The 22,204-nt window shown below is 59.7% G+C and carries 21 protein-coding genes and 1 pseudogene; 9 read left to right on the plus strand and 13 right to left on the minus strand.

Annotation, left to right across the window (positions count from 1 at the left end):
• Nucleotides 1–41 precede the first annotated feature (41 nt).
• Together UIA24_RS16720 and UIA24_RS16725 are read right to left on the minus strand one after the other, a co-directional pair.
• Nucleotides 42–1,292, minus strand: coding sequence for an MgtC/SapB family protein (locus UIA24_RS16720; protein WP_102051913.1), 1,251 nt, complete (start codon nt 1,290–1,292; stop codon nt 42–44).
• Nucleotides 1,293–1,392: 100 nt separating this feature from the next.
• On the minus strand, nt 1,393–2,313 hold the full coding sequence (locus tag UIA24_RS16725) for a helix-turn-helix domain-containing protein (RefSeq protein ID WP_065758643.1): 921 nt from the start codon (nt 2,311–2,313) through the stop codon (nt 1,393–1,395).
• A 172-nt stretch (nt 2,314–2,485) separates the two neighbouring features.
• On the opposite strand from UIA24_RS16725, the gene UIA24_RS16730 reads away from it, so the two are divergent.
• From UIA24_RS16730 to UIA24_RS16740, 3 genes are read left to right on the plus strand one after another with little or no spacing between them, the layout of a single operon-like run.
• Complete coding sequence (locus UIA24_RS16730) at nt 2,486–3,844, plus strand: glutamine synthetase family protein (RefSeq protein WP_065758644.1); 1,359 nt, start codon at nt 2,486–2,488, stop codon at nt 3,842–3,844.
• Nucleotides 3,845–3,892: 48 nt separating this feature from the next.
• Nucleotides 3,893–4,981 carry a polyamine ABC transporter substrate-binding protein gene (locus UIA24_RS16735; protein ID WP_330523374.1) on the plus strand — a complete coding sequence of 363 codons (1,089 nt, stop codon included), beginning with the start codon at nt 3,893–3,895 and terminating at the stop codon, nt 4,979–4,981.
• A complete protein-coding gene (locus UIA24_RS16740) occupies nt 4,978–6,291 on the plus strand; it encodes an NAD(P)/FAD-dependent oxidoreductase (RefSeq protein WP_330523375.1) in 1,314 nt (437 codons plus the stop codon). The genes UIA24_RS16735 and UIA24_RS16740 overlap by 4 nt, the downstream gene beginning before the upstream one ends.
• Nucleotides 6,292–6,322: 31 nt before the next feature.
• On the opposite strand, the gene UIA24_RS16745 is transcribed toward UIA24_RS16740, so the two are convergent.
• The 5 genes from UIA24_RS16745 to UIA24_RS16765 form a co-directional block, all read right to left on the minus strand.
• Nucleotides 6,323–7,462 (minus strand): GGDEF domain-containing protein, encoded by a 1,140-nt coding sequence (locus tag UIA24_RS16745; RefSeq protein ID WP_102051910.1) that lies wholly within the window; start codon nt 7,460–7,462, stop codon nt 6,323–6,325.
• A 205-nt stretch (nt 7,463–7,667) separates the two neighbouring features.
• Nucleotides 7,668–8,072 (minus strand): DUF488 domain-containing protein, encoded by a 405-nt coding sequence (locus UIA24_RS16750; protein WP_099775169.1) that lies wholly within the window; start codon nt 8,070–8,072, stop codon nt 7,668–7,670.
• Nucleotides 8,073–8,084: 12 nt separating this feature from the next.
• On the minus strand, nt 8,085–8,498 hold the full coding sequence (locus UIA24_RS16755) for a DoxX family protein (protein ID WP_099775168.1): 414 nt from the start codon (nt 8,496–8,498) through the stop codon (nt 8,085–8,087).
• Nucleotides 8,499–8,598: 100 nt separating this feature from the next.
• Nucleotides 8,599–10,803 carry a putative bifunctional diguanylate cyclase/phosphodiesterase gene (locus UIA24_RS16760; RefSeq protein WP_330523376.1) on the minus strand — a complete coding sequence of 735 codons (2,205 nt, stop codon included), beginning with the start codon at nt 10,801–10,803 and terminating at the stop codon, nt 8,599–8,601.
• Between the two features lie 170 nt (nt 10,804–10,973).
• Nucleotides 10,974–11,285: a hypothetical protein gene (locus UIA24_RS16765; RefSeq protein WP_065758650.1), complete on the minus strand. Its 312-nt coding sequence runs from the start codon at nt 11,283–11,285 to the stop codon at nt 10,974–10,976.
• Between the two features lie 711 nt (nt 11,286–11,996).
• Here UIA24_RS16765 and UIA24_RS23340 point away from each other — a divergent pair.
• The 4 genes and pseudogenes from UIA24_RS23340 to UIA24_RS16780 all read left to right on the plus strand — a co-directional run.
• Nucleotides 11,997–12,272, plus strand: a pseudogene (locus tag UIA24_RS23340) (methyl-accepting chemotaxis protein); the annotation flags it as partial.
• 24 nt (nt 12,273–12,296) lie between these two features.
• Nucleotides 12,297–12,668, plus strand: a complete 372-nt coding sequence (locus UIA24_RS23345) for a CZB domain-containing protein (RefSeq protein WP_256587635.1) — start codon at nt 12,297–12,299, stop codon at nt 12,666–12,668.
• 69 nt (nt 12,669–12,737) lie between these two features.
• Complete coding sequence (locus UIA24_RS16775) at nt 12,738–14,384, plus strand: SulP family inorganic anion transporter (protein ID WP_330523377.1); 1,647 nt, start codon at nt 12,738–12,740, stop codon at nt 14,382–14,384.
• A gap of 59 nt (nt 14,385–14,443) precedes the next feature.
• The gene (locus tag UIA24_RS16780) at nt 14,444–15,133 is read left to right on the plus strand and encodes a VIT1/CCC1 transporter family protein (RefSeq protein WP_330523378.1); all 690 of its coding nucleotides are present in this window, start codon (nt 14,444–14,446) and stop codon (nt 15,131–15,133) included.
• A 32-nt stretch (nt 15,134–15,165) separates the two neighbouring features.
• Here the strand turns inward: UIA24_RS16780 and UIA24_RS16785 are convergent, their stop codons facing one another.
• The 3 genes from UIA24_RS16785 to lpxO all read right to left on the minus strand — a co-directional run bounded on the left by UIA24_RS16785 (nt 15,166) and on the right by lpxO (nt 17,190).
• Nucleotides 15,166–15,732: a GNAT family N-acetyltransferase gene (locus UIA24_RS16785; protein ID WP_330523379.1), complete on the minus strand. Its 567-nt coding sequence runs from the start codon at nt 15,730–15,732 to the stop codon at nt 15,166–15,168.
• A 72-nt stretch (nt 15,733–15,804) separates the two neighbouring features.
• Complete coding sequence (locus UIA24_RS16790) at nt 15,805–16,143, minus strand: carboxymuconolactone decarboxylase family protein (RefSeq protein WP_065758655.1); 339 nt, start codon at nt 16,141–16,143, stop codon at nt 15,805–15,807.
• Between the two features lie 147 nt (nt 16,144–16,290).
• Complete coding sequence (gene lpxO, locus UIA24_RS16795; protein ID WP_065758656.1) at nt 16,291–17,190, minus strand: lipid A hydroxylase LpxO; 900 nt, start codon at nt 17,188–17,190, stop codon at nt 16,291–16,293.
• 227 nt (nt 17,191–17,417) lie between these two features.
• On the opposite strand from lpxO, the gene UIA24_RS16800 reads away from it, so the two are divergent.
• Nucleotides 17,418–17,615, plus strand: a complete 198-nt coding sequence (locus UIA24_RS16800) for a co-regulatory protein PtrA N-terminal domain-containing protein (RefSeq protein ID WP_330523380.1) — start codon at nt 17,418–17,420, stop codon at nt 17,613–17,615.
• A gap of 51 nt (nt 17,616–17,666) precedes the next feature.
• Here UIA24_RS16800 and UIA24_RS16805 read toward each other — a convergent pair whose 3' ends face one another.
• From UIA24_RS16805 to UIA24_RS16815, 3 genes are all read right to left on the minus strand, one after another.
• Nucleotides 17,667–17,990, minus strand: coding sequence for an AzlD domain-containing protein (locus UIA24_RS16805; RefSeq protein ID WP_099775162.1), 324 nt, complete (start codon nt 17,988–17,990; stop codon nt 17,667–17,669).
• Nucleotides 17,987–18,685 carry an AzlC family ABC transporter permease gene (locus UIA24_RS16810; protein WP_102051905.1) on the minus strand — a complete coding sequence of 233 codons (699 nt, stop codon included), beginning with the start codon at nt 18,683–18,685 and terminating at the stop codon, nt 17,987–17,989. The genes UIA24_RS16805 and UIA24_RS16810 overlap by 4 nt, the downstream gene beginning before the upstream one ends.
• 102 nt (nt 18,686–18,787) lie before the next feature.
• The gene (locus UIA24_RS16815) at nt 18,788–19,435 is read right to left on the minus strand and encodes a sel1 repeat family protein (protein WP_442963044.1); all 648 of its coding nucleotides are present in this window, start codon (nt 19,433–19,435) and stop codon (nt 18,788–18,790) included.
• A 349-nt stretch (nt 19,436–19,784) separates the two neighbouring features.
• Here UIA24_RS16815 and UIA24_RS16820 point away from each other — a divergent pair, with 349 nt between their 5' ends.
• Complete coding sequence (locus tag UIA24_RS16820; protein ID WP_330523382.1) at nt 19,785–22,145, plus strand: DNA polymerase II; 2,361 nt, start codon at nt 19,785–19,787, stop codon at nt 22,143–22,145.
• Nucleotides 22,146–22,204 lie beyond the last annotated feature (59 nt).

A 22,204-nucleotide genomic window follows, 5' to 3' on the forward strand; every position in this document is an offset into this window, starting at 1 on the left:
CGAAAGCCGCAGGCCGCAACCGTGTGGCTGTTCATGCGGCGCTACAGCAGGAGCAGCAACCCCCCGGCTGCCAGGCCTAGCAGGAAGCACAGGCTTTCCACGCCCGCTTTGCGGGAGGCCAGGGTGAAGGCATAGATCCCCTTGACCAGGTTGTTGCTGGCCGCTGCAACGATGATGGCGGAGGCTGCGACCGACAGTGGGGTGCTGCTCACGGCAGACTGCGTCATGCCGAGAATGAACGGGTCTACATCGGTGACGCCCATCACCGAGGCCAGTGAGTAGATGCCCACGGACCCCAAGTATTCGATTGCCAGGTGTGTTGCCACCAGCATGCCGACAAACAGAAATGCAAACAGCAGCGCGGCACTGATTTCCAGCGGGTTCTTGGGTTCAAGTGGCTTTATCGTCGTCGCCCCGGCGTATCCTTTTCGCGACCATAGCCAACCGATGAGTATCGCCATACTGCCCAGGACGATGAACGGAAGTGCCAGGCGGCTCATCAGGTCGCGGTTGAACAGGGCCAGGAGTGCCGCCAGGCGCAAGTACATGGCGCCCGATGCAATCAGGATGGCGCCAGAATAAAGGTGCGCCTGTTCTTCCTGCTGCGAGCGCCTGGCAAGCACCACCGTGGTCACAGTCGATGAATAGGCGCCCCCCACGAGTGCCGACATCAACACGCTGCTCTGGTTTTTTGTCACGCGCTGCAACACATAGCTGCCATACGACAATGCGCTCACAGCAACCACAACAAGCCAGGTGGTGAAGGGGTTGATCTGAAACGGGGTGAGTGGTGTGTTCGGCAACAGTGGCAGGATGACTGCGGACAGCAGGAGAAATTTTGCGAAGGTCAGGATGTCCGTGGTTTCAATGCGCTTAGCCAGGTTTTCCAGCTGTGTCTTCAGCTCCAGGAGGATGATGCTCGACACGGTCAGCGCGGTGGCCAGCCAGAACATCTCGTGATAGATCAGGGCGCCCACCAGGTAGGTGGTCAGCCCGGACATTTCCGAGGTGATGCCGGGTGATCCGGTAGAGGAGAGTCGGTGCCAGTAGGCCAGTAACAGGAAGGCGGCCACAACGGCAAAGCCCAACGCTTGCGGCAGCAGTTCGCCACTGTTCAACACTGCAATCGAGTAACCGATCAGGCCTATCAGTGGATAGGTACGGACGCCGCCAAACGCATACTGGTCATTGTTGGTCTTGTGCTCTTCGCGTTCCAGCCCGATGAGGAAAGACAGGAACAGCACAAAGAACAGGTGGATTGCGTCTGTGGGTAGCCAGTCAAAGCTGTTCATCGAATCTCATCAAGGCAGGTGGCAAGAAACTTTCACACTATAGACTCATCCGGTCGGAATGCTTGCCGGTTACCGGTGTTCGCATCCATTCACTGCCGGGTTAGCCGTGTTTGAGGGGCAGGCGGAACCCATTGCGCTTCAGTGTCTCACTCGGAAGCTCCTTGAACAGTGCCTGGTAACTGCTGGAAAACCGCCCCAGGTGCCAGAACGACCAGCGCATTGCCACTTCCGCCACGGTCACATCGCGGGCCTTGAGCAGTTCGCGTCGTGCGCCGTTGAGGCGACGCAGGCGTAGCCAGTGGGTCGGGGTCATGCCGGTATAGGCTTTGAAGGCGCTCTGCAGTTGGCGCAACGATCCCCCCGCAATGTGCGAGAGCTCCAGCAAGTTGACGGTTTCCTCGGGTGAGTCCGCCGCCCACTCGCATACCCTGCGCATGATGTTGCGCTCTTCGGTGCGCCGCCACAGCTCGTTCTGCCCAAGGCGGGCACAGGCGTTGTCGAGGATGAACAAACAGTCTTCCAGCAACTGCTCGGCCAGTGCGCCCTCGTCGGGTGAGTCGAGGCTTTGCGAGAGTCGGGTGAGGGTGCTGCTCAGCCAGCTGCTGAACAAGGCATTCTGCTGGGAGTTGAGCGGCGCCATGAACAGGCCTTCCATCGCGGCGACATCCAGCCCGTGCCCACGAACGAACTCCGGGCCAAACACCACGGCCACTTCCTGGTAGTTCTCCGGAGTGATCCAGATATTGCGGCTCTCGCCGTTCAACACGTAAAGGCTGTTGTCGCTGCGGTCGAAACAGAACGCCAGTGAGCCACTGGGCGCGCTGAAGCTCTGTTCTACACGAGTGTTCATGCGTTCTTCGTAGACGTCCACGCCCTGTAGGTCCAGGCAGCGCACCAGCCCCGCGAAATGCCCAGGGGACATCTGCTGATAGTGCTGTGCCCAGCCAGGGGTCGCACGCACCTGTTCGGCAACATCGGCGGTGGTAAAAGCCTGGACACGCAAGGGGTTCAGCGATGTCATGGAAACCTTCAATGCACTACATTGGTGCATTTTGTTGTGTTCAAAGTGGATAGATCGAAGCCCGATCGCTCGCCCAAGATAGTCCTCAACGCGATGCAGGGGAAGCCATGCACCCCGCGATGCGTAGAAGGCGCCATGTCGGGTGCCACCCCAAAACAACAACGAGGTTTTTATGAATACCCCTTTCGATCAGCTGTCCGCCTGGCTGAAAGAACACAAGATTACTGAAGTGGAGTGCGTGGTCAGCGATTTGACCGGGATTGCCCGTGGCAAGATCGCGCCCACCAACAAGTTCCTGCATGAACGGGGCATGCGCCTGCCGGAAAGTGTGCTGCTGCAGACGGTGACCGGCGATTTCGTCGACGACGAAATCTACTACGACCTGCTCGACCCAGCCGATATCGACATGATCTGTCGGCCAGACTCAAACGCGATCTATGCCGTGCCGTGGGCCATCGAGCCGACCGCCATTGTGATTCACGACACCTTCGACAAGCTCGGCAACCCGATCGAACTGTCGCCGCGCAACGTCCTGAAGAACGTCTTGAAGCTGTATGCCGACAAAGGCTGGCAGCCCATCGTCGCGCCCGAGATGGAGTTCTACCTGACCCAGCGCTGCGACGATCCGGACCTGCCGCTACAAGCCCCGCTGGGCCGCTCGGGCCGTGCCGAAAGTGGTCGGCAGTCGTTTTCAATCGACGCGGCCAACGAATTCGACCCGCTGTTTGAAGACGTCTATGACTGGTGCGAAGCCCAAGGCCTGGACCTCGACACACTGATCCACGAAGACGGCCCGGCGCAGATGGAAATCAACTTCCGTCATGGCGATGCGCTGGACCTGGCCGACCAGATCACCGTGTTCAAGCGCACGATGCGCGAGGCTGCGCTCAAACACAACGTCACCGCCACCTTCATGGCCAAGCCGATAGGGGATGAGCCAGGCAGTGCCATGCACCTGCACCAGAGCGTTGTGGACATCGCCAGCGGAAAACCGATCTTTGTCGATGCCGACGGGAAGATGAGCGAACTGTTCCTCCACCACATCGGCGGCCTGCAGAAGTACATCCCGAAAGTACTGCCGATGTTCGCGCCCAACGTCAACTCGTTCCGCCGCTTCCTGCCGGACACCTCGGCGCCGGTGAACGTAGAGTGGGGCGAAGAAAACCGCACGGTGGGCCTGCGTGTACCGACCTCCAGCCCTGAAGCCATGCGCGTGGAAAACCGCCTGCCAGGGGCGGATGCCAACCCCTACCTGGCGATTGCCGCCAGCTTGCTCTGTGGCTATCTGGGCATGGTCGAGCAGATCAACCCGAGTGCCGCCGTGCAGGGCCGAGCCTATGAGCGCCGCAACCTGCGCCTGCCGATCACCATCGAGGATGCGCTGGCGCACATGGAAGACTGCCCGACCATCGAGCGCTACCTGGGCAGTAAGTTCGTGCGCGGTTACGTCGCGGTGAAACGTGCCGAACACGAGAACTTCAAGCGGGTCATCAGCTCATGGGAGCGTGAGTTCCTGTTGCTCAGCGTCTGATTTCGGCCACGTCATAACCATCGATAAAACAATATGAAAGGTGTCGATATGCGTCTTATGAAAACCGTTGTTCCGGCGGGCTTTGCCTTGCTGTTCGGTACGCTTGCCCAGGCTCAGCCAAGTGTCAGTGTGTACAACTGGACCGACTATATCGGTGAGACCACGCTCGCTGACTTTCAGGGCAAAACCGGGATCAAGGTGATCTACGACGTATTCGACTCCAATGAAACCCTGGAGGGCAAACTGTTGGCAGGGCGGACCGGGTACGACGTCGTGGTGCCGTCCAACCACTTTCTGGCACGCCAGATCAATGCTGGCGCGTTCCTGAAACTGGACCGCGCCGAGCTGCCCAACTGGAAGAACCTCGATCCGGCGCTGCTCAAGCTGTTGGAAAAGAACGATATCGGTAACGCGCACTCGGTGCCCTATCTGTGGGGCACCAACGGCATCGGCTACAACGTCGACAAGGTCAAGCAGGTGCTGGGTGTAGACCACATCGACTCCTGGGCCGTGCTGTTCGAGCCCGAGAACCTGAAAAAACTCAGCCAGTGCGGCGTGGCGATGATGGACTCGGCCGATGAGCTGTTTCCGGCGGTACTCAACTACATGGGCATGGACCCGAACAGTACCCGCCCTGAAGACTACAAGAAGGCCGAAGCCAAGCTGATGACCTTGCGGCCGTACATCACCTATTTTCATTCCTCCAAGTACGTGACGGACCTGGCCAACGGCGATATCTGTGTGGCGATGGGTTACTCAGGTGACGTGTTCCAGGCCGCCAACCGTGCCAAGGATGCAAAAAACGGTGTTCACATCGCCTACGCCATTCCCAAGGAAGGCAGCAACCTGTGGTTTGACCTGCTGGCGATTCCCGCCGATGCCAAAAACACCACACAAGCCCATGCCTTCATCAACTACCTGCTTGAGCCAAAAGTGATCGCCAGCGTGAGCAGCACCGTTGGTTATGCCAACCCGAACCCGGCGTCCAAGGCGTACATGGAGGCCGAGCTTGCCAGCAACCCGGAGGTCTACCCGCCGCAAGCCGTGCTGGACAAGCTGTACATCTCGCAAACGCTGCCGCCTGCGATCATGCGCTTGATGACCCGCGCCTGGAGCAAAGTGAAATCCAACCAATGAGTCGAGCACGTACCATGGCAACGTCGTCGGAACATGCCCGTTCGTACTACTACGCAACGGCGAAACACATGGCTGCCTATCCCGCGCTCGCATCAGATGTTATCGCCGATGTCTGTGTGATCGGCGGCGGCTTTACCGGGGTCAACACCGCGATTGAGCTGGCCCAGCGTGGGCTCTCGGTGGTGCTGCTCGAAGGCAGGCGAGTCGGCTGGGGTGCCAGTGGGCGCAACGGCGGCCAATTGATTCGCGGCATCGGTCATGATGTTTCAGGCTTTGTCCGTCATGTCGGCCAGGAGGGCGTGCGCTATCTGCAGCGCGCGGGTATTGAGTCGGTCGAGGTGGTCGGCACGCGGATTCGTGAACACGCGATCGACTGCGACCTGCGCTGGGGGTTCTGTGAGCTGGCCAATACGCCTGCGCAGTTCGCTGCCTTCAGCGAGGAGCAGGAAAGCCTCGCAGCCTTGGGTTACCGTCATGAAACCCGACTGATCAGGCCAGAGCACATGCGCCAGGTCGTGGCGTCCGATGCCTATGCCGGTGGCTTACTGGACATGGGCTCGGGCCACCTTCATCCCCTTGATCTGGTCTTGGCTGAAGCGCGTCTGGCCGAATCACTGGGCGTATGTATCTACGAGCAAAGCCCGGTGCTGGAACTGATCCACGGTGACACGGTACAGGTGCGTTGTGCCAAGGGTACGGTCAAGGCGGGAAGCCTGGTGCTGGCGTGCAACGCGCACCTGGACGACCTGGAACCGCGCCTGAGCGGCAAGGTGCTGCCTGCTGGCAGCTACATCATCACCACCGAGCCGCTGGCGCCTGCCGTGGCCAACGCGCTGATCCCGCAGAACCTGGCCCTGTGTGACCAGAAAGTCGGCCTGGATTATTACCGCCTGACCGCTGACCGGCGCTTACTGTTCGGTGGCGCGTGTCACTATTCCGGGCGCGACCCGGCGGATATCGCCGGCTACATGCGACCGAAAATGCTCAAGGTGTTCCCGCAGCTGGCCGACGTGCGCATCGACTTCCAATGGGGCGGCAAGATCGGCATTACGGCCAACCGTTTTCCCCAGGTCGGGCGTTTGCAGCAGCACCCGAACGTGTTCTATGCCCAGGGCTACTCAGGCCATGGCCTGAACGTCACCCACTGGACCGCGAAACTGCTGGCTGAAGCGATTCATGCCGGGCACAGCCATGGCCTGGACATCTTCAGCAAAGTGCCGCACATGACCTTCCCCGGTGGCCCGGCCTTGCGCTCGCCGCTGCTGGCGCTGGGAATGTTGTGGTATCGAATGCGGGAGTTGTTGGGGTAGCGCCAGTATTCTCGTTAAAAGGACGAGGAGGTTACTCGGCCGCAACCACCTGATTGCGGCCGAGGGCCTTGGCGCGATACATGGCTTTGTCGGCATTGTTCAACAGGTCGTGCAGGTCCATATCCTCGGCACTCGCCGAGGCTACCCCGAGGCTGGCGGTAAGGCGTTGTGTTCGTGTTTTTTCGAGCATCAAGGGCATCTCGGCAATCGATTTTCCGAGCTGTTCGGCAATGCGTAGCGCTGCCTCCAGGGTGGTATCTGCCAGCAGTACCGCGAACTCCTCACCGCCAAGCCTGCCGTAGACGTCCGATTCGCGAAAGGACGCCCGGATCACTGCACCTATTTGGCGCAGAACCTCATCACCGGCCTGGTGGCCGTGTGTGTCGTTGATCTGCTTGAAGTGGTCGATGTCCAGCACCAGGGCGCAAAGAGGGCGCTGATTGCGCTTGCAGTAGCTATAGAGTTGTTGGGCGTGCTCGAAAAATGCGCGGCGATTGTTCAGGCCGGTGAGTTCGTCGGTCTGTGCGGCATAGCTGGCAATGCGGTGTGCATGCTCCATTTCATGGGTTAAACGAAAGGCTTTCTCCAGCGCCTCGGAGAGCTCGCGCGTCGCCCGCACGATGGATGCCGAGAACAGCAGGGCGGCGATGGCCATGCCGACCTGCATCGCCGAGGGTTGAAGCAGTAGCCAGAGCGTGCACGGCAGCAAGACCAGCCCCATGGCCGACAAGGTCATGGATCGGTACGCCGAGTAGCAGGACACGGCGCTGCCGGCCATGCCGACGGTAAACAGCAGTACGATCGCCTGCGCCAGGAGGTCATCACTTGGCATTATCGCCAGCGCGCCGAGCCCCCAGAGGCCGGCAGAGAGCACCAGGGTGATCCAGTACTTGCCTTCCCAGCGGTCAGGAATGCGTTCGCGCTCATGGCTGCGAAAGTAGGCCAGGAACAAGCCGATGCGCAGCAGTGTTGCGCCACCGAGCAGTGAGATCCATAACAGAATGACGGATTGATCCGCACGTTCCCAGCACAGCCAGCAGAGCATACAGGCGGCAATGAAGCTGCCGACCACCGCCGTTACGGACTGACGGAACAGCAGATGCAAGCGGTCGGTACGAACTTGCTCGGCAATGAGCACATTCTGGTCATGCTGTAGTGCAAAAGGGTTCATTCGCGCCGCCCAATCATGACACTGCTCCATCAGCGCAGTTGGGGGATGGTTGACTGTCATCGACCCAGGCGCGCGAGTGCTAAAACCTTACGAATATAAAGGATAACTCAGCGACGTATCTATGCAATCCAGAGGCCACCCGGAAAATACCGGAAAATAGCCAACCTGCGTCATGTACAAGCCCCTAAAACCCACTTCACTTTCATCAGTACTCTGGGAAGTCACCCAGGTAGCACACAGGCGAGCTTGCGCCTGCCGATCGATCAAGTGCCTCTTCCAGCCAGTCGGCGAGGACCACGGCATTGTTTGCCTGCGGATCCCTGGCTGCGAACACAAGGGTAAGCGTACCCTTTTCGGCATGGGGCAAAAGCGTTTGCCAATACTCCGGATGTGCGGCCAGCTCTTGCCGATAGGCCGCGGTGAACTGGGCAAAATCCAGTTCACCGGACTTGAAGGCCTTGCGTAAGTGCGTAGAGGGTGCAACGTCTTGCAGCCACGCGTTCAGCAACAGCTGGTCTTTCCGACAATTTCGCGGCCACAGCCGATCAACCAGAACGCGGTATCCGTCTTCCGCGGCTGCTGGGGTGTAGGCGCGTTTGCACTGAATCATGGGGGGATCGGGTTACTGCCGATCGACCGAGAACTTGCCTGCGCCTGTCACGCTGAGCAGCAACAAGCCTCCCATGATGCTGATGTTCTTGTAGAACTGGATCATGTTGGCGGCCTTGTCGGGCTCAGGCATGCTCCAGAAGGGATGGCCAATGAGTGCCGTCCCCAGCACGAACAACGCCATCAATGCCGCCAGTGGCCGGGTAAAAAAACCGACTATAAGGGCAATGCCGACGAAGAACTCCATCAGTATTGCGATCCCTGCTGCCACGGGCGGCATCGGTGCGCCAAGCGACGCAAGATAGCCTGCAGTACCTTCGAAGTTGGTCAGCTTGCTCCAGCCAGACATGACAAAAATAGTCATCAGCAAAAGGCGTGCGATGAGGATGATCAAGTCTTTCTGCTGTTCAAACAGGGTGTAACGCATGGTCTTTACCCGATGCTGAATGTAATGCCATGAGTCTAGTCATTGCATCGCCGAGTGCCAGTACGCGCAAAGGCTGAGGTGAGTACCTGCAGCCAGCCCATCACCGCGTCTCTAAGCTGTTCGCTGTGTTGAACAGGCGTTGCATCTGGTCGGCCGGTCGTGGCTGGCTAAACCAGTAACCCTGGCCATAGTGGCAGCCTTCATTGAGCACAAAATCGAGTTGTGCCGGGGTTTCGATGCCCTCGGCGACGACTTCCAGGCCGAGGTTCCGGCCAAGGCCGATGATCGCCTGGCTGATCGTGCCTTGTTTGCTATTGAACGGGATACCGCCGATGAAGCTCTTGTCCAGTTTGAGAATGTGCAGTGGAAAGCGCGTGAGATAGCCGAGTGAGGAGTATCCGGTGCCAAAGTCGTCCAACGCCAACAATACGCCCAGGCTGGCCAGTTCATTCAGGCAGGCCAAGGTGTTCGAGTCCTCATTGATCAACTGGCTTTCGGTAATTTCCAGGATCAGGCTGGCAGGGGGCAGGCCGCTTTCCTGCAGGATGTCGATCAGCCTGGGGGTGAAGTCGGTTTGTTGCAGTTGCAGGCTGGAAATGTTCACCGAACAGCGGATGTGCTCATGTCCTTCCATCTGCCAGGTGCGGGTCTGCTGGCAGGCCTGGCGCAGTACCCATTCGCCGACGTGGATGATTTCTCCTGATTCCTCCAGCGCTGGAATGAACTCCAGGGGTGAAATCAGGCGTTCATCCTGGCGCCAGCGCAGTAGCGCTTCCACCCCGCACACCTGTGGTACCCCTTGGTCCAGGCGATAGATCGGTTGGTAGTGCAGTTCGAATTCATCGTGCTGGAGTGCCTGGCCCAGCGCGGATTCCAGTTCCAGATGGTGCTGTGCATCGTCCTGCAAGGCTTCACTGTAGTGGGCAAAGCGTGCCTTGCCAGCAGATTTGGCGCTGTAGAGGGCAAGGTCGGCGGCCTGCACGACATCCAGCGCCTTGCCATGTTCGTGCATGGGGGCGATGCCAATACTGGCACTGACCACAAGGGTATGGCCGTCGATATGCAGCGGCTGATGCAGGTTGTCCAGAATGCGCTGGGAGATGTGTTCGGCGTCGAGGCTGCAACTGAGGTCGCTAAGCAGGACGATGAATTCGTCGCCGCCGAAGCGAAACAGTTGATCACTGGGACGCAGCGCGTTTCTCAGGCGCTGGGCCACTTCGACCAGCACGCGATCACCGACACTGTGGCCCAGGCTATCGTTGATCAGCTTGAAGCGGTCGAGGTCGATGAACAGCAGTGCTTCGTAGTCGCCGCCCCTGCGTTCTTTCATGATGGTCTTTTGCATTTGCTCATCAAGGCGTATGCGGTTGGCCAGACCGGTCAGCGGATCATGGTGAGCGGCATGCATCAGGCGTTGCTCGACGTCTTTGCGGGCACTGATATCGGACTGCGAGCCGGCCATGCGTAACTGGCCCGGTGTGGTGACTTCGGCGACCCCGCGTACCAGTACCCAGGTATAGTCACCGTTGCTTTGGCGGATACGGTACTCATGGTGCACGAAGGCGGTCTGCCCTTGCAGGTGAGCATCGATGGCTTGACGAAAATCCGGCAAGTCGTCCGGGTGAACGCGGTTGAACCAACTGGCACTGCTCTCGCCCATGCTGTCGCGGCTGAGGCCGAGCATGCTGGCCCAGCGCTCGGATACATACAGTCGATCCTGGTCGATGTGCCAGTCCCAGATGCCGTCGTTGGCACCGCGCAGTGCACGGGCAAAGCGTGCTTCGCTGTCTTCCAGCGCCTTGTGCTGCGCTGCGCTGTAAGTGTCGATGGCCAGGGTCATGTCGAAGAACACGGCCTTCAACAGGCTGGAGTAAAGCGTGGCCTGATCGCTGTCACCGAATACGCTGGCAAGCATATCGTCAAGGTACAGACGGTAGGTGCCCAGGTACCATTTCAACTCCAGGCCGACCTGTTGGTGGATCACGCCAATGCGCAGGCGGCTGTTGATGTAGGCATCATCGTAGAGACCGGCCCACAAGCGCTGGTAGTACTCCGCCTGGCTGTGCTTCAGGCGGGTAGTGACCTCGGGCGTGCGCAGCAGTGCAGAGGGTGTGGCAAACTGCTCCAGGTGACTGTACAGCCGATTGATGAACGTCGGCTGAGCAGGGGCCATGTGCGCTGCTGCTGCGCTGAGACGCTCGGCATCTGCTGCGCTCCAGTCTAGAAAGCGAAAGCGCTCGGCGATTTCCTCCTGGTCGAGGCGAATACGTTTAAGCAACTCCGTCAGATCTGCTGTCACCTTCATTCACATGTCCCTGTACTTGTACAGATACGTTTTCTGCTGAAAAAAAAGCGCCGTGACCCTGCATTCTGCTCAAGAACGCATGGTCACGGCGCTTCGTCTTTCAGGCCCGATGTCCTGCTCGGCAAAGCCGGTTCCCGCTTCTAGCGGAACCTTCTGATGGCATAATTACATCATTCTGGATTGTCTGACAACTTCTCCAGCAACCCGACCAGACGCCGCCGTAACATCCCCAGTTCGCGGGATTTGAAGGCATGACGCGTCTGCTCCAAAACCTCGGTCGTTTCGACCAAGGCTGCGTGTACTCGCCCTGTCGACCCGAGGTGCGCGTCACCTAGCCAGCGACAAAGGGGGGCGGCACTGCAATCACTCGGTACAACCAGCACCTCGCAGTCTGGCGCGATGTTAGCCAGCAGCGGGCGTAGCTGGTCGGCTAGCACTTCATTGCTGCAGATGATTCGGGCTGCCTGGTTGGACTCGTACATGGCACTGCATCCCTACGAAGGTGGACGGGCTATGTACAGCAACGCCTGTTGCAGTTCACTGACATGAATCAACGTTCAAGCCGACCGTGCTCAGTTGCTGCTGTTTGATATGTGCGCCTGCCTCATGGTTGATAACAGTATTGAATACTTGGATGATGGCTGATTGATGTCAATGCTGCGTCAGTGTGACGCGTTTAAAGTTCCTCGATACGATCAAGGTGCACCGACTTCAGGCCCGCGTTTTGATTACTGACACCATGACGTTTGGCACACGGGTGCTAAGGAGCGGTTGCGATGTTTAGTGGTAAATGGCGAACGCGAGTTGCCGAGCAGGACGATGAGCTGGTCGCGTTGCGCCGAGAAAACGAAGCCTTGCGCCAGGAAAACCGGCAATTGGCCGATCTGGTTGCCCAGACCCAGGCCGAACAGGCTGCGCTCAATGGTTACAGCCGCTACCAGAGTGAGCTGCATGACAAGCTGGGCATGTTCGATGAGTCCATGAAGCAGACCCGTGATGGCGTGGTCCATCAGGCAGAAATTCTGCGCGGCGAAGTGGACCACCTCAAGGCCAATAGCGGTGTATTTGCCCAAACCTCCGAGATGCTGTCCTCGTTCTCCAGTTCGCTCACGCACATGGCAGAGCAGGGCGTGAGCAGCGTGGAGAGTGTCAGCCAACTCAAGACCCGCGTGAGTGAGATCAGCAACATCGTTGGCTTGATCAAGGCGATTTCTGACCAGACCAACCTGCTGGCACTGAATGCGGCCATCGAGGCGGCGCGTGCCGGTGAACAGGGCCGTGGTTTTGCAGTGGTTGCCGATGAGGTCCGGGCGCTGGCGCAACGCACCCATCAGGCGACCCAGGACATCAGCGTCCTGGTGGATGGCATCAACACCGATACGGCGGCGGCAAGCGCCTCGATCGGTAACCTGTCCACCGAGGCAACCCGCCTGGCCAGCGATGTGTCGTCGTCGGCGCAGACCCTGGATGAAATGGTGGTGATGGGCGACCACATGACCGGCTTGATCGAGAATATCGCGCTCAGTTCGTTCTGTGAGGCGGTCAAGCTTGATCACCTGTTGTTCAAGTTGATGGTCTATCTGCGCCTGTTCAATCAAGACCAGAACCTTGAGCTCTCGGACCACAAGAACTGCCGTCTCGGGAAGTGGTACCTCACGCCTGAAACCCAGGAAACCTACCGAAATGATCGGTCATTCAGCCAGCTCGACGATCCGCACCGTCTCTGCCACGAGTCCGCAAGCGAGGCGTTGCACAAGGCACAGCACAAGGATTGGAATGCCGTGGTGCAGTCGTTGAACAGCATGGAAGTCGCCAGCTTGAAGGTTAACCAGGTTCTGGTTGCGCTGGCTAACCGGGACGCTTAGTAGAGGAATGCCGCGTACGGGTCGCACTCATGCTACTAGTATGAACATGCAGCCGTTAAGGAGCCTGGCATGATTGCGATACGTGAAGCATGGAAAGCCGGCTTGTTCGGGCGCGAGCATTGGCTAGGCAATCTGGTGTCCGGGGTGGTTGTCGGGGTGGTTGCACTGCCGTTGGCCATGGCGTTTGCCATCGCCTCGGGAGTCAAGCCCGAGCAAGGCATCTACACCGCAATCATTGGCGGCCTGCTGGTGTCGATCTTTGGCGGTAGCCGGCTGCAAATTGCCGGCCCGACAGGGGCATTTATCGTCATCCTGGCAGGTGTCACCGCGACCCACGGTGTCGAGGGCCTGCACATTGCCACGATGATGGCCGGCGTCATCCTGTTGCTGCTGGGCATCACCCGCCTGGGTGCAATCATCAAGTTCATCCCGGACCCGGTGATCGTCGGTTTTACCGCGGGCATCGGCGTGATCATCTGGGTGGGTCAGTGGAAGGACTTCTTCGGCTTGCCGGCAATTACCGGTGAGTACTTTCACGAGAAGTTCTGGCATTTGCTGCTCGCGCTGCCGAACCTGCACATGGCCACGACGTCGTTGGCGTTGCTCAGCCTGTTCCTGGTGCTGATCACCCCCAGAATTGCAGCGCTCAAACGCTTTCCCGGGCCATTGGTTGCCATGGTGGTTGCGACGCTGATCCAGTCACTGTTCCACTTCGATGGCGTCGCCACGATTGGCAGTGCCTTCGGCGGTATCCCTCAAGGTTTCCCCGACTTCAACCCGCCGCAGATCACCCTGGCGCGTGTTATTGACCTGATTGGGCCGGCGTTTGCGATCGCCATGCTGGGGGCCATCGAATCGCTGCTTTCCGCTGTGGTTGCCGACGGAATGGCCGGCACTCGGCACGACTCCAATCAGGAACTGATCGGCCAGGGTATCGCCAACCTGGCAACCCCTCTGTTTGGTGGGTTTGCTGCGACCGGCGCGATTGCCCGTACCGCGACCAATATCCGTAATGGCGGTACAAGCCCGCTGGCCGGTATTGCCCATGCCATTACCCTGGTCTTGATCATTCTGTTCCTGGCACCCTTGGCCTCGAACATTCCTCTGTGCGCCCTGGCGGCCATCCTGTTCGTTGTCGCCTACAACATGAGCGAGTTGAAACACTTCAAGCGTATGGTTCAACGTGCCCCGCGCGCCGATGTAGCGATTCTGCTCATTACCTTCACCCTCACCGTATTCAGCGATCTGGTAATCGCCGTGAACATCGGCGTGATTCTGGCGATGCTGCAGTTCATGCGGCGCATGGCATCCTCCGTCGAGGTGCAGCAGGTCGTCGAGCACGAGCTCGAACACGAACTGCGCCAGAACGGTCACCAGCACCTGCCGCCTGGCGTGTTGATCTACACCGTCGAGGGGCCGCTGTTCTTTGGTGCGGCGGAAACCTTTGAGCGTGCCCTGGCCCAGACGCATACCGATCCCGTCGTACTGATTTTGCGCCTTAAACACGTACCGTTCATGGACATCACCGGCCTGCAAATGCTCGAAGAAGTCATCCAGCAACTGCACAAGCGGCACATTGTCATAAAACTCTGTGAAGCCAATGCCAAGGTGTTGGGCAAGCTCGGCAGGGTAGGCATCCTGCAAGCCATTGGCAGCCAGCATTACCATGCGGCGTTCAGTGACGCACTGGCTGACGCTGCCGAGCTTGCGCGCTGACCTCGACAGCGGGCGCTACGCTTGCCGCATCGTTTTTCACCTGCACCGGGAAGTTGTTCATGAGGCATATCGAAGCTCATAAAACACAGCGTATCGGCTGGCTGCGTGCCGCTGTGCTTGGCGCCAATGACGGTATTGTTTCCACTGCCAGCCTGATCCTGGGTGTGGCGGCGGCCGGCGCAAGTGCTGCCAGTATTCTGATCGCCGGCGTTGCAGGCCTTGTTGCGGGGGCGATGTCGATGGCCGCTGGCGAATACGTGTCGGTTAGTTCGCAGGCGGATACCGAGCGTTCCGACCTGGACCGGGAGCGTAAAGAGCTGGCGGCTGATCCTGTACATGAACACGCCGAGTTGACCGAGATCTACGTTGGTCGCGGGCTCGATAAAGAATTGGCCAGCCGCGTCGCCACACAGTTGATGGCACACGATGCGCTGGGTGCGCATGGCCGCGATGAACTGGGCATTTCCGAAGCATTGGCCGCGCGACCGGTGCAGGCTGCCCTGGCCTCGGCAGGTACGTTTTCAGTCGGTGCGGCACTGCCATTGCTGATCGTTCTATGGGTGCCGCAATCGCTGTTGATGTATGCCGTGGCTGGCGGTTCGCTGCTGTTTCTCATGCTTCTGGGGGTATTGGCAGGCTACACCGGTGGCGCGTCGGTGGTGATTGCTGCAGCCCGCGTGACCTTTTGGGGCGCACTGGCCATGGGCTTGACGGCGGGGGTCGGTGTTTTGTTTGGCGTCACCGCTTGACGGGTGTGCGCCAGGTTATGTGGCAGCCGTAATCAACGACCGCGACGCCGGGACACCACCGCCTCGATGTTCTTGCGGCCAATCAGCTTTGGTTGCTCATGCTGCACAGGTTCGCCCAGCCATTTGTACATTACCAGGCAGTCCACCAGGCCCAGCCGTGCGTGCTGGTAGGCCTTGGGCAGGCGCCCGACCACCTCGAAACCAAGCTTTTGCCAGAGGGCCACGGCCACTTCGTTGCTCGACACTACCGAGTTGAACTGCATCGCCATGAAACCGTTATCGCGGGCCAGTTGCTGAGAGTGTTTGCACATCGCCTGCGCTACGCCTCGGCCGCGTGCGGCCTCGGTAACCATGTAGCCGCAATTGCACACATGGGCGCCTGGGCCGGCGGCGTTGGCCTTGAGGTAATAGGAGCCCAGCAGTTCGCCGTTTTCCTCGGCTACCAGGGTATGCAAGGGCATTTCCAGCCACAGTTGGCGTGCCTGTTCGACAGTGATGGCGGGGTCGAAGGCATAGGTTTCGCGGGCGCCGACGATGGCCTTGAAGGTCGGCCAGAAGTGCTCGAAGTCGGCGGCGGTCATGGGGCGGATGTGAATCATGCTGTACTCGGAGGGGGCGTGCGGGTGGGCTGGCGGCAACGGACGTGTCGCGCCAGCCTGGCGATGGCGGGATTATGGCTCGACCTTGCCTACCGCATCCAGTGCCCGTGCCGAGTAAACCAGTGCTGCACCCGCGTTCATTGCGATGGCAACGCCCAGTGCTTCGGCAATTTCTTCCCGGGTGGCACCGTGTTTCACGGCCTGTGCCGAATGCACGGCAATGCAGCCATCGCAACGGGTCGTGACGGCCACGGCCAGAGAGATCAGTTCGCGGGTCTTGGCGTCGAGGTGGTTGGTTTTTTCGCCGGCAGCACTGGCGGTCAGGTAGCCGCTGACCGTGTCCGGTGAGAGTTGCTTGAGGTCGCGAATGCCGGCCGTCAGCTGTTTACGGTACTCGTTCCAGTCCAACATGGTGTTCACCTTGTGTGTTTCGACAAAATGAACAGTGAAGCTAGTTTTTCGGCAGTTGCTGCGCCGTTGGTCGATAGGCGCAGGGCAGGGACGTGGGCAGCCTTTGCAAGACGTGGGCGCCGACTGTGTCGGCGCCGCCATAACAGGTCAGATATAAATGAAGATCAGCGCCAACACGGCCACTACCGCCCATTTTTCGGCGTAGTAACGTGCGCGGTTGCGTTTCTTCAGTGCCTTGCCGCGCTCGCGGATCTTGTAGATCCGGGTGAACAGGCGGTTGATGCCGCCGGTCTTGTCCCCGTCAGCGTTCGGCGCGGCAGCCGCGGCCATGACATTGCGGCTGAACCAGCGGTTGAACGCAGTGGCCCAGCGGTACTTCAGGGGGCGCTCGATATCGCAGAACAGAATGATGCGGTTTTGATCCGTCTGGTTGGCGGCATAGTGAATATAGGTTTCATCGAACACGACACCTTCACCGTCACGCCAGTGGTACTTCTCACCGTCCACGTCGATGTAGCAGTCCGGGCTGTTGGGGGTGTCCAGGCCTAGGTGGTAGCGGTAAGAACCGGCATAGGGGTCGCGGTGACGAACCAGTTTCGAGCCCGGTGGCAGGGTGGCGAACATGGCTGCCTTGACGGTGCCGATACCTTGCAGCAGCTCTGTGGTACGTGGGCACAGCTTCATCGCCGAAGGGTGACTTTCGCCATACCACTTCAGGTAGAAACGTTTCCAGCCACTTTTGAAAAATGAGTTGAAGCCCACATCGTCATAACGCTGCGAGCTTTTGATTTCGCCGACATTCAGGAGCTGTTGGGCCTCTTCGCGGATGGCTTCCCAGTTGTCCTGCAGGGGTTTGAGCTCGGGAAATGAATCGGTGCTGAGGTAGGGCCGGGCGGGCAGCCTGGAGAACAGGTAGAGGAAGACGTTGACGGGCGCCAGGAAGCTGGAGTGGTCGCCCAACTGACGGGTCAGTTTGTGTCGAACGCGACCGCGCAGGTGGACATAGGCAATCGAAAAAACGAACAGAAGAACGAGAAATAGTTTCATGCACGGTTACTTGTCGGTGTGGCTATGAGCCATTGCGTAAGTGCGCCAGCATAAACAATCGCGCCTAGTCTTTGAACATATTGTTACTGTTTGACAGGTCGACTTATGTGCAATATCCAGCCGGGATTTACCCGTTAATCAGCCGATAATCCTACACATCGACACTGCCTGGACTCACTTTCGAGTGCCGCACCGCGTGTGGCAAATCAGTCATTGGAGAAACCCGTTTGAAATGTTCCCGACTTGCCCTGATGGGTGTATTGAGTCTTGCCTCTACGTTGGCCTTGGCCGAAGGCGGCAGTGATCGCCTGCAGGCGCGCTATGAAGCGATCTTCTCCGCTCAGCAACAAGCCCCTGACAACGTAGCCTCGGTCGAAGCCCCTGAGCAGGCCGCTGAACACACCGATGCCGAGTCAGAAGGCTAGTTACACAAGCCCGCTTGCCGGCGATGCTATCGTTGGCAAGCCTTCACTGCTTCACGCCGCACCGTTCATCCACCAGCGAAAGACGAAGAAAAACGCCATGCTCAGCAGCATGCTGATCAAGGTGTTACGGGTCAACAACACCAGCACGACTGCCACCATCGAGCCCACCAGGTAGGGGTTGGCCGGGTTGAGGTCAAGCTGGTGGTCGGGCATGAAGATGATCGGCCCGCAGATAGCGGTGAGCATGCCGGGCACGGCAAAACCGAGAAATTGCCGCGCATTTGAACTCAGGCGCAATGGCAGGCGGGGCTCGAGAAAGGCGTAGCGGTTGAGAAACACGACCAACCCCATGCCGACGATCAGCAGGAAAATCATGAGCGGCCTCCGCTCAGTTTCTGGCAGATGAAACCGGCGCTCATGCCCAGCAGGCCGGCCAGCACCAGCGCTGTTTCCCAGTGCCAGAAACTGAACAGCACTGAACTGAACAGCGAAACCGCGACGCACACCACCGTCGGCAGGTTGCGTACCAGTGGCGCAATCAAGGCTACAAACGTGGCAACGATGGAGAAGTCCAGGCCCAGTTTGTCCAGGTGTGGAATGTTCTGGCCCAGGACGATGCCGGCCAGGGTGAACAGGTTCCAGGCCACGTAGAAGGTCAGGCCTACGCCCAGCGCATACCAGCGGTTGAACTGTTGTTTGTCGTACTGGCTGGTCAGGGCGAAGAATTCGTCGGTCAGCAGAAAGCCCAGCCCCACCCGCCAGCGCACAGGCAGGTCAGAAATCACGGGGCGCATCGACAGACCGTAGAGCAGGTGCTGTGAGGTCAGTAGCAGGGTGGTCAGGATGATCGAAAACAGGTTCGCGCCGCCCTTGAGCATACCGATGGCAACCAGTTGTGCGGCACCGGCGAAGACAATTGCCGATAGCCCCTGACCTTCAAGGGGTGTCAGGTTGGCTTCAATGGCCATCGAGCCGGCCAGCAGGCCCCAGGGCGCAACGGCCAACGACAGCGGCAGGATGGCAATGGCGCCATGGATGAATGCCTGGCGGGCGAGGTGTGGGTGAGTCATGGTCTACAAACGCGACTGAACAGGGGGGCATAGCATGCCAGAGTGCCAGCTGCGCTGCTTGAGCGATCTTGTCAGGCTGCGAACTGGCGCAGGTCACCTCACTCAGCGCTGGCTGGTCAGGCGATGCTGGGCGGTTGCGCAGCCATTGGCATCAACCGCCTTGCGGTACCACATCTGGCGCTGCGGTCGGTCGACGGCACCGAGCAGTCGATAGACCTCGGCCTGAAAGTCACGTTGCTGGCCCCATTGCAGCGTCAGCCCCCGACGGCCTTGCGGTCGGCACTCCAGGCGCATGGCCGGTTGCGGGTAGTAGGTGGCATAGCGCGTGGCATCTTGTACGGCTTTCTTCAGCGCTGCCCGATAGGCATCGCTGTCGCGGTACTCGCTACACAGCGAGTTGATCTGCAGCGAGGCCGGTGCGAACCCCTGGCTGAGGCTGGCGGCAAGTAGCGGGCAGGCCTGTGCCGGTACTTCGGCGGGGCTCAGGTAGGTCATGTAGTAAAGCGCCAGTCGGTACTCGGCCACCGGATGGTTGAGCGACGCTGCCTTGCGCAGCAGTTCCACACCTGGCGTCAGGGTGTGCACCAGTGTCGTGCCCTGGCGCAACAGGTCGTCCTGGGTTGCGTTGGCTTGCGGGCTGAAGGTACTGGCCTGGGTGTCAGCCTGCTCCAGAAACGGCAGGGCCTGGCGGTACAGCAGGTCGGCGTGAGGGTCGATAGGGCTGTCGGCCAGGCTCAGGCAAGGTGCCATTATCGAAAGCACCGTCAACAGACGCAGGCAGCGGTTCACTTCGCGCAACCTGTGAGCAGGGATGAGTGCTCGACGTGTACACGCCAGAGCGAAGCAGATGAGCCGACGACGGTATGCATGGGTCGATCCGATGGTCCAGCAGTGGAAAGGGCGTTACCTGATGCTCGCTATTCTAGCGGCTGCAGGCAGACAGCTGAAGTGATGCCTTATGCCCTGTCATGCACCTTGTCGGCAAGCGGCTGCAGGGCCGCGTTATCGACATCGTTGCGGTTAAGCGCAGAGGACACGCCGGAGCGGGTGACAGCTCGGGTAGAATCGACGCTCACGATTCAGTTCAGGGGTTGCAGCGGTGGATGTACAACAGGGCTTCGTCCTGACCCGGCATTGGCGGGATACGCCAGACGGCACCCTGGTGGAATTCTGGCTGGCGACCGATGCCGGCCCACGCCAGGTGCGGCTGCCGGTGCAAACCTCCGTGGCCTTTGTCCTGGCCGAGCAGCGAGACCGCGTCGAGGCCTTGCTGGCTGGCGAGCGAGAGGTCGAACTGCGCCCGCTGGACCTCTGTGACTTCCAGCACCGCCCTGTACTGGGCCTGTATTGCCGCCACCACCGTCAGTTGATGCAACTGGACAAGCGCTTGCGTGCGGCCGGCATTGAACTGCTGGAAGCCGATGTTCGTCCGCCGGAGCGCTACCTGATGGAGCGCTTTATCACCGCGCCGGTGAGTTTCGCCGGGCGCGTCGACGCCAGCGGTGTATGGCTGGATGCTCAGCTCAAGCCCGAATCAGGCTATCGCCCACAGTTGAAGCTCGTGTCGCTGGATATCGAAACCACCGAACGCGGTGAGCTGTACTCCATTGCACTGGAAGGCTGTGGCCAGCGTCAGGTGTACATGCTGGGGCCGGCCAATGGCGACGACCAGACCGTGGATTTTGCCTTGGAGTATTGTGCCAGCCGTGCGCAATTGCTTGAGCGGCTGAATACCTGGTTGGCCCGTCACGACCCTGACGCGATCATTGGCTGGAACCTGGTGCAGTTCGACCTGCGTGTACTCCATGAGCATGCTCAAAGGCTGAAGGTCCCTTTGATCCTCGGGCGTGGAGGCGAGCCGATGGAGTGGCGCGAGCACGGCAGTCGTTCTCATTTTTTTGCCGGTGCCGCAGGGCGCTTGATCATCGACGGCATCGAAGCGTTGCGTTCGGCGACCTGGAGCTTTCCGTCGTTCAGCCTGGAAAACGTTGCCCAGACCTTGCTCGGCGAGGGCAAGGCAATCGACACGCCTTATCAGCGCATGGACGAAATCAATCGCATGTTTGCCGAGGACAAGCCGGCTCTGGCGCGCTACAACCTCAAGGACTGCGAACTGGTGACACGGATTTTCGCCAAGACCGAATTGCTCACCTTCCTGCTGGAGCGTGCCAGCGTCACCGGCTTGCCCGCGGACCGCAGTGGCGGCTCGGTGGCGGCGTTCTGTCACCTGTACATGCCGCTGATGCACCGCCAGGGGTTCGTGGCGCCCAACCTTGGTGGCCGTCCGGACGAAGCCAGCCCGGGCGGCTTTGTCATGGACTCGCGCCCGGGCTTGTACGAGTCGGTGCTGGTGCTCGATTACAAGAGTCTGTACCCGTCGATCATCCGCACGTTCCTGATCGACCCGATCGGCTTGGTCGAGGGCCTGCGCGAACCCGGCGATGCCACGTCGGTGCCAGGTTTTCGGGGGGCGCGTTTTTCGCGTACCCGGCATTGCCTGCCCTCGATTGTCGAGCGGGTGTGGCAGGGGCGTGAAGCGGCCAAGCGCGAGCGCAACGCTCCGTTGTCCCAAGCCTTGAAAATCATCATGAACGCGTTCTACGGGGTACTCGGCTCCAGTGGTTGCCGGTTCTTCGACCCACGGCTGGCATCGTCGATCACAATGCGCGGTCATGAAATCATGCGTCGCACCCGCGAGCTGATCGAGGCCCAGGGGTATGAAGTGATCTATGGCGATACCGACTCGACCTTCGTCTGGCTCAAGCGCACGCACAGTGAAGAGGATGCAACGGCCATCGGCCGACGCCTGGTGCAGCAGGTCAACCTGTGGTGGCAAGCACACCTGCAGGCAGAGTACGGCCTGACAAGCGCTTTGGAGTTGCAGTTTGAAACCCACTACCAACGCTTTCTGATGCCGACTATCCGAGGTGCCGAGGAGGGTAGCAAGAAGCGCTATGCCGGCTTGGTGCGCCGTGCAGACGGGCGTGACGAGATGGTCTTCAAGGGCCTGGAAACCGTGCGTACCGATTGGTCGCCGCTGGCCCGGCAGTTCCAGCAGGAGCTCTACCAGCGCATCTTTCTGCGCCAGCCTTACCAGGCTTATCTGCGTGACTATGTGCGGCAGACGCTGGCGGGTGAACGGGATGAGCAACTGATCTACCGCAAGCGCCTGCGTCGACCCTTGGCGGACTATCAGCGTAACGTCCCGCCGCACGTGCGTGCCGCGCGCCTGGCCGATGACTACAACGACCGTCAGGGGCGTCCACGCCAGTATCAGAATGGTGGCTGGATCAGCTACGTGATCACCTTGGCCGGGCCTGAACCCTTGGAAAGCCGCAACGCGATGATCGATTACGATCATTACCTGACCAAGCAGCTGCAGCCGATCGCCGATGCAATCCTGCCGTTTGTTGGCGATAGCTTCAGTGCCTTGATTGACCGGCAGATGGGGTTGTTCTAACGCCGGGTGCCTTCGCGTGGATTAGATGAAACTCGATGCTGCGAGCCGATGGACGGCAG

The organism is Pseudomonas sp. AL 58 (genome assembly GCF_036348395.1).
GTDB lineage: Bacteria > Pseudomonadota > Gammaproteobacteria > Pseudomonadales > Pseudomonadaceae > Aquipseudomonas > Aquipseudomonas defluvii.